The organism is Thermogutta sp., from assembly GCF_039793925.1.
Lineage (GTDB): Bacteria > Planctomycetota > Planctomycetia > Pirellulales > Thermoguttaceae > Thermogutta.
This window is the reverse complement of sequence record NZ_JBAMME010000206.1, coordinates 1-10,606: the sequence shown is the minus strand read 5'-3', so window position 1 is coordinate 10,606 and position 10,606 is coordinate 1. Positions and strand designations below refer to the sequence as shown.

Sequence of the window (10,606 nt, the reverse complement as noted above, 5' to 3'; positions counted from 1 at the left end):
TGATCGCGTGGCCAGGCTCAAAGTTCCAATTTTCCGTAAAGTTTCGGATCCAACGAACCGAAATTATTCGGATCGCCCTATCTTTGAAGACTCAACCTCGTGTTGGACAGGGCGTGTCGCCGCTCGCCCCACAGCCAGCCCGATTACCCCTCTCCAGGTGGGCATTCCAGTTTGCTCGGCGGGATTTTCGCGGTATGCTCTAATGTGTCGCGATCCATGTGGCCCCAGTGATTTCGGGGAGGCAGTACCTTTTTTGGATCCGACGATACAATGCCTTTGACGGGGACCACCCCTCGGAGCACTGGGGTCTGGGCGGCCTCGGTAAGACAATGCCCGCCCAAAGGTGAGCCTCGCTTCCTCCGCGATTTCCGAATGCACGGACATCGCCTGAAGGCTCAACAAGTGTCACACGGTGTGGAGATGACGAAAGGAAACTCGTTTCGAAGGGTCTGAATTCAGATTAATCTCAGGTGCGACAATGGATCCCCAATCTTCCCTGCTCTCTTTCCCCCTGCTCGGCCGGCTTCTGCGTCCGCTTTATTCGAGCGCGAGAATGCGAAGCGAACGGATACTCTCATTGGCCTTTTGCCTGGGAAGCATGACCGTGCTGGCCGCCCCAGTATTGGACGGCGAAGTGGGCATGGCGTTCCAGGCTCAAACGGAGGAGTCCACTCTTGCCGTGTCAGTGGCAGGAGCGGCAAGTGAGGTGACTGTTAGTACCGGTGAAGACGGTTCCGCCAGTTTGCAGGTGCAGGAGAAGTCAACCAGCAACAAGAGATCGAAAAGTCAGAACACGGCAGATTCGAGAAAGTTAGCAAGGACTGGGCCTGACCGCTCCAAAGCGATTGGGCAAGGCGAGAATAACGGCGCGGTGCCGAACGAGGAACCACCTCCTCAGTTTGTTCGCCTCCAAAAAAAGAAGGGTGAACCGCAATTTCTTCAGACGGCCATCGTCTCCTATCAGCCGCGTCCTGAGGCTGAGAATTCCGCCAGCAGCAACTCGGAAAAGAAACCGATGACCGAAAAAAATCTTCCACCGGACCTTCGCGTGGACCTTGTAAGCGTGATTCACATTGCGGAACAAAGCTACTACGAAGAGCTCAACAAGCGATTACGTCGGTATGATGTGGTCCTTTATGAACTCGTGGCGCCAGAGGGAACCCGTGTGACGCCGGGCACCCGCTCTGCGCATCCTGTCTCCCTTATCCAGAGGTCGATGACCGACTTTCTTGGGCTAGTCTTTCAGCTTGACGCGATCGATTATCAGCGGCCGAATTTCGTTCACGCGGACATGTCACCGGAGGAATTCACCCGCGCCATGGAAGAGAAAGGTGAAAGCGTTTGGACCATGTTTTTCCGAGCGTTTGGCTATGAATTTGCAAGAAGTCAGGCCAGGCCATCGGGGGCCAACGACCTGGACTTTCTGAGAGCACTCTTCAGCAAAGACCGACAACTTGAGATGAAACGGCTGTTTGCTGAGCAATTGGCGGAAGACGTGGAGGGGCAAATCCGTGCACTCGAGGGTCCGCAAGGATCCACGCTGATTTCTGGCCGTAACGAAAAGGTGCTGCAGGTACTTCGCGAGCAGATCGCTCAGGGGCACCGTCGGATCGCAATTTTCTACGGCGCCGGGCACATGTACCATTTCCATGAGCGTTTGTTGGAACTCGGGCTGGTGCCGGTGAAAACCAAGTGGCTGAACGCGTGGGAATTGCGAGGATCGAGTAGTCCCGCTGAGGATTGATCACAGCGGCATCTCCTCGGCCAATTGAAGCATGATGCCCAGAATAGCATTGATGGTGCTGAGCACGAGGGTAACGATACTGAGTACGATCCCGGCGACTGCCATGCCGCGGCCGCCGCGGCCTGCCCCAATGATCCCAAATATCAGGGCAAGCAAACCCACCGAGAAGCCTATTATCGGGCAGCACCATGCAATGAGGCCGAACAGCCCCAAGATGAGAGCGGCCACGGACATACCCGTGTCTTCAAGACTTGGAAGTGCCGATGGGGGTGGGTAGTAACCGGGCGAAGGATGACCCGAGTAAGGGCTCTGCATCGCCGGTGTGATGGGAATGGCAGACGGTGCCCCCACCATCGTTGCGTGTCCACCCGAACCGACGCCCTCTCCGGCGGAAAAGGCCCCTTCTTGAACATTCTCTCCGGGAACGGTTGTCTGTCCCCGCTCGATGTTGACCTGCTCCTCAGAGTGCGGTTCCTGGGACGGCACGCCTCGTGAGACACCTGCTGTGGAGCGACTGGGAACCGCAGTGATCGCCCCGCATTGCGGACACTCTGCTTTTTTCCCCGCCGCAGAAATTGGCACCCGCAAGTGACTTCCACACTGTGGGCAGTAGAACTCAATGGGCATACTATTTTCCCTGGATCCTCGGGACAGAGTCTTTTTGATTGTTTTCCCTGTCCAGAACCAACCGTAGAAGGAGTTAAGGGCCGGACAAGCGGGCTGATTAACTGCGTCCAGTTACACCCGCGAGCCTGGTGAGAGACCGTGCTTTAAGATAACTTAAAGGAGATAAAGGAACAAGCGACACTCACCGCCGGATACCTTTTTTCTTCCATCCGCGGCTGGCGGTGGTGACCGTCTTCAGGCAGACTTTATGGCCAGTCGATCGTCGGAAATTCTCGGTCCTCAGGGACGTATTGCGGTCCGCCTGCCCGGGTACGAGCACCGCCCGCAGCAACTCGAGATGGCGGAGGCCGTAGAAAAGGCCATTATTCAGGAGCGACATCTGGTTGTGGAAGCCGGGACGGGGGTGGGAAAAAGTTTTGCTTATCTGGTTCCCACGATCCTGGCCGTGGCTGGGGAACTGCCCGCCCGGGACGTCGCGCGCGCCGTCATTTCCACTCACACCATCAGTTTGCAGGAACAGTTGCTTCTCAAGGATATCCCTTTTTTGAGGAGCATTATGCCGTATGAATTTACGGCGGTCCTGGTGAAGGGCCGCGGAAACTACATCAGTCGTCGTCGCTTGGGGAATGCCCTGACACGTTCCCGAACGCTTTTCGCAGACGAAGAATGGGAGCAACTGCAGGCCCTGGCCACCTGGGCTGCTCAAACGAGCGATGGTTCCCTTTCTGATTTGCCGTTTCGGCCCCTGGCCACCGTTTGGGACGAAGTTGCCAGCGATAAGGATAACTGCCTGGGAAACCGCTGCCCACATTATGACAACTGCTTCTACTTTGCAGCACGACGCCGGGCGCAGCGGGCCCAGATTCTCGTCGTGAATCACGCTCTGCTACTCAGCGATCTCGCTCTCAGGATGCAGGGTGCCTCTCTGTTACCGGAGTACGATCTGCTTATCATCGACGAGGCCCACACGCTGGAGAGCGTGGCTTCGGAGCAATTTGGGCTGGAGATTAGCAACACCCAGATCGCATACAATCTACGGCGGTTGTACAACGAGAGGACGCAGCGGGGGCTGCTTGTCCACTACAAAAGTGCGGAGGGCCAGCAGGCCGTTCTGGATTGTCTTTATCGGTCCGACGAGTTTTTTGCCCAGGTGCTTGACTGGTACGAAAAGGAGAAATCGAGCAACGGCCGGGTCCGGCAGTCCAATCTTTTTCGCAATTCTTTGAGCGAGGGATTGGAAAAACTTGCGCACATTGTCCACCGTCGAGCGGCCGACGTCCATCCCGAGGAGGAACGGCAGGACCTCATCGCCGCGCGAGATCGCCTCCAATCGCTGGCCGTCGCCATCGACCATTGGGTGAAGCAGCGAGAGTCGGATCACGTGTACTGGGTGGAGGTCAGCGAGAACCGTTCGCTGCCACGGGTGACCCTTGGCGCCGCGCCTATCGAAGTGGGAAGCCTTCTACGGGAACATCTTTTCCAGGCTGTCCCCCGGGTCATCATGACCAGCGCCACGCTCACAGTGGCCGAGCAAGGGTTTGAATACTTCAAGTCGCGTGTTGGCCTCACCCATGTAGAAACCCTTCAGGTGGGCAGTCCTTTCAATTACAGCGAACAGGTGGAACTGATTCTCGTGCGCGATATGCCGGATCCCGGGGTGGATCCCCAGGCCTACGAGCGTGCGCTGGTGGCCATGCTGAAGCGGTACATTGCCCGCACAGAGGGCCGCGCGTTTGTTCTTTTCACAAGTTACGACCTGATGCGAAAGGTGGCCAGCGCCCTTCAGCCGTGGTTTTCGGAGCACAAGTACGCGCTCTTCTCTCAGGCGGATGGGATACCACGAACGCAAATGCTGGAACGCTTCAAAGTGACGCCGCGTGCGGTCCTTTTCGGAACTGATAGCTTCTGGCAGGGCGTGGACGTCCCCGGCGAAGCACTGCAGAACGTGATCATCACGCGCCTTCCCTTTGCGGTTCCCGACCGCCCGCTCATCGAGGCCCGGCTCGAGGCCCTACGAGCGGCAGGGCACAATCCCTTTTATGACTATCAGATCCCTGAAGCGGTGATTAAACTTCGCCAGGGTTTTGGGCGGCTTATCCGTACAAAGCAGGACAAGGGAATTGTGGTGATCCTGGATTCTCGGGTATGTCAGAAAAGCTATGGCAGGATATTCCTACGATCCCTGCCGCCGTGCCGCGTGGTGGAAGAAAGCATCGTGGACGCAAGTCCCCTATTTGAGAAGTCTCGTCCCCACCGTGAAGGGTGATTTCTTCACGCTGCGTCCTCGGGGATGTAGAGGAGGCGGCCGCAGGATCGGCACCAAATCGGCTTGCCGCAAAGCAGATCGCTCCGCATATTGATGGGCACATGCTGATTGCATCCTCCGCAGAAATCACCCCGGAGCGGTGCCAGGGCGTCACTCCCCTTGCTGCGGAGGGTTCGCTGGTAGAGATCCTTGATCTCATGGGGCAGCATCGCGTCGAGTTGGGCGATCAGATGTTTGAGCTCCTTTTCCACCTGAGCTATATCGCTGCGAATGATCGGCTCCTGACGAGAAAACTCTTCCTGCCACCTGGCGGCTGTTTCTTTCGCTGCTGCGACTGCGGCCTCTGCTTCCTGAACCTTGATCGCCATTTCTTCCACTCTCGCCATCAGTTCGATGGCCTCGTCAGCGAGCACACTGGCGGCCATTTCGTCGGCGGCGATTTGATCCTTTAGCAGTTGATATTCGCGATTGTCGTCACACTCCAGAAGTCGGCCTTTTCGCCTCTGAATGTCGGCCAGTTTTTGTTCGTACTCCAGTTGTTTGGCGTGACTGGCCATACGCGCTTCGGTGTGTGCTTTTTTGGTGAGTTCCAGATTTTTTTCGGCCTGACGAATTTGTTCCTGATGGGCCTGGGCCAGCCGTGGGCCTTTCAACAGGCGGCCCCGCAGTTCGTCCAACTGCAGGTAAAGACTATGGATCCGACGAAGTATTTCGGGAACTGTTTGCGCCTGGGATGTCATAGAACTACCTCCTCAGAGGAATAAAAAAAGGGCTGTCCTGTACGGACAGCCCGCCTCGGGCACCAAAAAAGGGCGGCGGTATTACGCCACCAGCTCATTCGCGAAAGCTTCCAATTGTTTTGCTCGCACGGGATGCTGAAGCTTTTCCATCGCGTCGGCCTCAATTTGACGGACGCGCTCGCGGGTAACCCTGAAGATACGTCCCACGTCTTCCAGCGTGTACGCGTAGCCATCCCGCAAACCATACCGTAACCGGATGATTTCCCGCTCGCGGTAGGTGAGCGTTTTGAGCAGGCTTTCAATTTTTTCCCTGAGTAACTCTCGATGCGCGACATACTCCGGTTTGTCGAGGTTGCGGTCGGCAATCAATTCGCTGAACGCGCCGTCGTCATCTTCTCCCACCGGCCGATCCAGGCTGCTGGGTTGACGCCCCATTTCCAGGAGCCGATTGGCTTCGTCGACGGACACCTGCGCAGCCCGGGCCATCTCCTCGGCTGTGGGCTCGCGTCCCAGTTCGTGCATCAACCGGCGAGAGACATTTTTCAGTTTACCGATCTGATCGATGATGTGAACAGGGATGCGGATCGTCCGCGAGTGTTCCGCCAGCGCGCGAGTGATGGCCTGCCGAATCCACCATGTGGCATACGTCGAGAATTTGAAGCCCCGACGATATTCAAACTTGTCCACCGCCCTCATCAGTCCGGTGTTGCCTTCCTGGATAAGGTCCAGAAAGCTCAACCCGCGGTTCCGATAGCGTTTTGCCACAGAAACAACCAGCCGGAGATTACTGTTGGAAAGCTCGCGTTTCGCCTCGGTGTAATCACGGAAATGGGCCTCCATTTTTTCACACCGGCTCCGCAAACTCCGCGGGCTTTCCTGAGTCGCCAGCATCAGATCGCACAACTCCCGCCGCAGCCGCTCGCGTTCTCCCAGCTCACCTGGCTGGGTTCTTAGCTCGCGGAGTCTGGCGCGGATCTCTTCCATCCGCTTCAGCACATCGCGCATCTGCTGCATCATGGCCTGGACGCGCCGCGTTCGCAATCCGAGCTCTTCCACGAGGATCAGCATCCTTGCGCGCCGGGCCAAAAAGCGACGCCGTGCCTTGGCCTTGATTTCCGGAGGGGTTCGCCGATTGATCAACCGCTTGAAGTCCCGCTCATTGGCGGCCATCAAGCCGCGGAGGGTCCGCAGGTTGTGCGGCATCCGCCCCAGGATCTGGCTCTTCGTCAACTGATCGGTAAGGGACATCTTGAGCGTTCGATCGAACGCCAGTTCTCCGCGCTGGACCGCCTCCAGCGTTTGAACCGCCTGTTTGAGGACCAGATGACACCCCATCACCGTGCGACGGAATCTCTTGCGGGTCACCTCAATTTTCTTGGCCAGGGCGATCTCCTGCTGCCGCGTCAGTAAGGGGATGTTGGCCATCTGGCTCAGATATAGCCGGATGGGGTCACTGTTCCATTTGGCCTTTTGACCGGGCAATAGATCGCGGAGGAGTGGGTCTTTGAGGAGGGGATCTTCGGCGGGAGAGCTGACGTCCTTGCTTGCGGCCTCCCCGTTGGGTCCCGCCGGCAACCGGTTGACCAGCTCGATCCCCGCTTCCTCCAGGGCCGTGATCAGCCGGTCCAACCGTTGGGGTCGTGTTTCCTGATCGGGAAGATAACTGATGACCTGGTCGTACGTCAGATAACCCTGGGCTCGTCCTTGAGCAAGAAGCCGTTGCAACTCCTTGTCGGCCTGTTTCACGGGTCGCCTCCTTTCGTGCTTCCGTGCCGAAAGCCAGACAGATCACGGGAAACCGCGACTGAACGAAGTGCGGGAATCGCCGATTTCCCGACGCCAGAAACCTCACCCTTCCGTGGGCTCGGACCACTTCTGGCGATTTTTCTGCTGATCTATGATCCGTTTCAACAAGTCGAGCTCTTCTTCCGGTGCCAGTCCTCCTTTTCGCAAGGCATGGGCCAACTGGGAAGCCTGCAACTGGGCAATCCGCGCCGTATGGCTTCGCAGGAGGCCGTCCAGCAACTCATCGGGATTTTGCTCCGGAACTTTCTTGTCCCGAGCCGTTTGCTCCACGTCTACCAGGACATTATGCAGCGAAGCCTCATCGAGCGCCAACATCAAATGTTCGAAATCGACCGGTTGCCCCTGTTCCAACAAATCCAGGGCCGCCTGATAAATCTGGCGGGCGGGCGGCGAGGTCAAATCCTCTACTGAAAAATGTTCCCGCAACCGTCGGGCACCCTCGGGAACGGCAACCAGGAACTCCAGAAAGGTCCGGTGCCAGCCGTCCAGGCTCGAACGCGAGGGAACCGCGGGCACCACATGCGGTCGGGCGTGCCCCCGCCGCAGTTCTTCCAACCGCCGTCGGAGGACCCCTTCGTCAATGCGGGTGAGGACTGCCAGTCGAGAAAGGATTTTCCATTCCCGGGCCTGTTGCTGGGCAGAGTGTTCGCCCAACCTGGCCGGAGCTTTGGCGATAACACTGAGCACCTGATCTGTTGCCCGACTCACGCCCGCCACATCGTTTTCCAGATCGACGCCGTACGTGGCCGCGGCAAAAGCATGGTCCAACGCGTCAACGGTTCGCTCGTCGAGCGCTTCCTGAAAACCAGCGGCGCCAAACTGCAGAAGATAATCGCAGGGGTCAAGATCGTCGGGCAGCGTGAGCACCTGAAGGTCGATTTGCCGGGCGACAAATAACTCCAGCACCTGTGCCGCCCGTCGTCGCCCTGCCTCGTCCCCGTCCAAAACCAACACGACGCGATCCACGTACCGCTGGAGCAATTTCAGATGGGAGTCGGCCAAAGCTGTTCCCAAAACTGCGACGGCGTTGGAAAAGCCATATTGATGGGCCATGATGACGTCGGTGTAGCCCTCCATGACCAGCGCTGTTCGGGTCCGGCGGAAAGCTTCCCGCGCAAGATCGAGCCCATAAAGCAGCCGACTTTTCGCAAAGAGCGGGGTCTCCGGCGAATTCACGTATTTGGCGGGAGTGGTTTCGGCCATCTGAGGAAGAACACGCCCCCCGAAGCCGACCGGTCTGCCCTGGGCATCACGAATGGAAAAGAGGACCCGACCACGGAAGCGATCGATCCACTCGCGAGTTTGCGCCGACGTGAGGATGCCAACAGCCACCAGCAGTTTGGGATCGATTTGATCCCGCCTTGCCCGACGGAGGATCCAATCCGGCTGAAGCGGGGAAAATCCGAGGTGGAATTTTCGGATGCTCTCCTCCGATATCCCCCTTTCGCGGAGGTACTGGCGTGCAGTCGCTGCTTCGGACGATTCAAGCAGGCAGGCGTGATATTGCTGCTCTGCCCAGGCCATGATGCGGAACAGCTCCTGCTTGCGATCTCCCCCACTCGGTTTGCCTGCGGTTCGCGGAAGAGGTATTCCCGCCATCTCGGCCAGCATGGCCAGTGCCTCGGGGAACTCGACGTTTTCCATGCGCATGACGAAGCTAAAAATGTCCCCGCCGATGTCACAGACGAAGCACCGAAAGCATTGGCGCTCGGGATTGACCTGCAGACTGGGATGATGATCGTCATGCCACGGGCAGAGCCCTACAAATCCCCGGCCCTGACGACGGAGAGGGATATAACGTTCCACCAGATCAACGATGTCAATCGCCTGGCGGATTTGTTCTTTGATGTCGGAATAGGGACTGAGCGGCATAGTTGAGGACAGGCCGAACGGATGCCTGGGCATGACATCCCTGTTCAGGTGATGCCGTGGGGCAAGCCGTTCCCTGGCGGTGCCTTCAGCGGACAGGTAGCTGTACACGCTGGCGACCCCCTCCTTCATTCTATCCTGATTGTACCGCACCACCCCGGGTAAAGGGCAGACAGCGTGCAAGTCGAAAACACCTTTTCGCGGCACCCGAGCCACTATCTCGCTCGTTACGCGAACGATTGAGGGGAAGTCTAGCGGGTAGTGCCTCCGTGGGTCAAGGGCAACGCCAGTCATTTGCGTAAAATGTGCAGCTTAACAACATTTGCCAAATATCTTTTTATATATCCGGCCAAAATCCGCCGTGCGGGATGGAAATGATCGCATTGTGTAACCTATTGGCCGACTCGCGCAAAATACCTTTTATATCTCAGACTATGAGCTAGCACTCACTTCGTCGTTGAATTTTAGTGGCCAAATTTGCCAATTGCTTGACGATAGTGATCCGGTACTTTAGATTGTCTCGTGAGCGTCGGTTCATAAAGCTTGCATTTTCGCGGCACTTGAGGAGTGCGTAAGATTTAAGGTTTTGTCGGCTCTTTCATTTTTTTGGGAGGGACTGTGCTATGAGAAGGTCCAAGTTTTCTGGCTTCACTCTAGTGGAACTCCTGGTTGTGATAGCGATTATTGGCATCCTGATTGGACTTTTGCTACCGGCCGTCCAAGCCGCGCGGGAAGCGGCACGTCGTTCCCAGTGCACGAACAACCTTAAACAGCACGGGATTGCTCTACACAATGCCCATGATACGTACAAAGAATTCCCACCCATTATTATCAATCAATGGGTCAGCCTGAACCCGGGCAGTAACTCGGTCATCTACCGGGGAAAGTATGCGGAGCCCAACAACCCTGGCCACAAAATCACATACTTTTATTGCTTGCTCCCGTTCCTCGAACTCCGACAACTTAAAGAGGATCCCATCTGGGATAACTGTGTCCTGGCAGAATCTCGTTCCAAGCCTGGGAACTGGTTTGACGTTGATCCGGTCGAGGTGCTCCAATGCCCAGCGGACGACTCTGAGATGCAAATTCAAATGGGAGGTTACTCCTGGGTAATGGGAGGTGCGCTCCGGCCCGTCAGTCTCACGTGCTACGTACCAAATGCCCAGGTTTTCGGTCGCAGAACTCCAGGTGGTAGTTTGAACGTTTGGAACGTAGCGTGGGACAACGCAAGTGGTGAACAGAAAATCGACAAAATCACCGACGGTACTTCTAACACCATCGTGGAGGTGGAAAAACCGAGAATCACGGGTGAAAGCGTGGTGACCGCTAATGCGTGGAGTGTGCAAGGTATCAATGGGAAGACTGACGGTTGCAACCTGTGGGCGAAAACCGATATTGGACCTGAGGCACAGGGTTTCTTCGGGTGCAACTGCAACGATCCGAATGTGACCTGGGACGACGAAGAAGGCCAGTGGTGGATGGGAGATTGCACATTCACTTACAACAATCAAACCCGCAAATTCTTCCAGCCGCCAGCCAAGAACCGTCCCCGTG

Annotated in this window: 7 protein-coding genes; 3 read left to right on the top strand and 4 right to left on the bottom strand. The window is 56.9% G+C overall.

Features of this window, described 5'->3' with window-relative positions; translation table 11 throughout:
• The first annotated feature begins 553 nt into the window (after positions 1-553).
• A complete protein-coding gene (locus ABJK56_RS08230; RefSeq protein ID WP_347244186.1) occupies positions 554-1,744 on the top strand; it encodes a hypothetical protein in 1,191 nt (396 codons plus the stop codon).
• On the opposite strand, the gene ABJK56_RS08225 is transcribed toward ABJK56_RS08230, so the two are convergent.
• Positions 1,745-2,371 carry a hypothetical protein gene (locus ABJK56_RS08225; RefSeq protein WP_347244185.1) on the bottom strand — a complete coding sequence of 209 codons (627 nt, stop codon included), beginning with the start codon at positions 2,369-2,371 and terminating at the stop codon, positions 1,745-1,747.
• Positions 2,372-2,618: 247 nt separating this feature from the next.
• On the opposite strand from ABJK56_RS08225, the gene ABJK56_RS08220 reads away from it, so the two are divergent.
• Positions 2,619-4,637 (top strand): helicase C-terminal domain-containing protein, encoded by a 2,019-nt coding sequence (locus ABJK56_RS08220; protein WP_347244184.1) that lies wholly within the window; start codon positions 2,619-2,621, stop codon positions 4,635-4,637.
• Positions 4,638-4,642: 5 nt separating this feature from the next.
• Here the strand turns inward: ABJK56_RS08220 and ABJK56_RS08215 are convergent, their stop codons facing one another.
• The 3 genes from ABJK56_RS08215 to dnaG all read right to left on the bottom strand — a co-directional run bounded on the left by ABJK56_RS08215 (position 4,643) and on the right by dnaG (position 9,163).
• The gene (locus ABJK56_RS08215; protein WP_347244183.1) at positions 4,643-5,377 is read right to left on the bottom strand and encodes a hypothetical protein; all 735 of its coding nucleotides are present in this window, start codon (positions 5,375-5,377) and stop codon (positions 4,643-4,645) included.
• A gap of 81 nt (positions 5,378-5,458) precedes the next feature.
• The gene (locus tag ABJK56_RS08210; protein WP_347244182.1) at positions 5,459-7,123 is read right to left on the bottom strand and encodes a sigma-70 family RNA polymerase sigma factor; all 1,665 of its coding nucleotides are present in this window, start codon (positions 7,121-7,123) and stop codon (positions 5,459-5,461) included.
• Positions 7,124-7,225: 102 nt separating this feature from the next.
• Positions 7,226-9,163 carry a DNA primase gene (dnaG, locus tag ABJK56_RS08205; protein WP_347244181.1) on the bottom strand — a complete coding sequence of 646 codons (1,938 nt, stop codon included), beginning with the start codon at positions 9,161-9,163 and terminating at the stop codon, positions 7,226-7,228.
• 512 nt (positions 9,164-9,675) lie between these two features.
• Here dnaG and ABJK56_RS08200 point away from each other — a divergent pair.
• Positions 9,676-10,606, top strand: a 931-nt coding sequence (locus ABJK56_RS08200; protein ID WP_347244180.1) for a DUF1559 domain-containing protein, incomplete at its 3' end; no start/stop codon positions are given.

Coding starts and splice junctions, on each gene's coding strand:
- ABJK56_RS08230 (WP_347244186.1), top strand. CDS start 554: ATGCGAAGCGAACGGATACTCTCATTGGCCTTTTGCCTGGGAAGCATG.
- ABJK56_RS08225 (WP_347244185.1), bottom strand. CDS start 2,371: ATGCCCATTGAGTTCTACTGCCCACAGTGTGGAAGTCACTTGCGGGTG.
- ABJK56_RS08220 (WP_347244184.1), top strand. CDS start 2,619: ATGGCCAGTCGATCGTCGGAAATTCTCGGTCCTCAGGGACGTATTGCG.
- ABJK56_RS08215 (WP_347244183.1), bottom strand. CDS start 5,377: ATGACATCCCAGGCGCAAACAGTTCCCGAAATACTTCGTCGGATCCAT.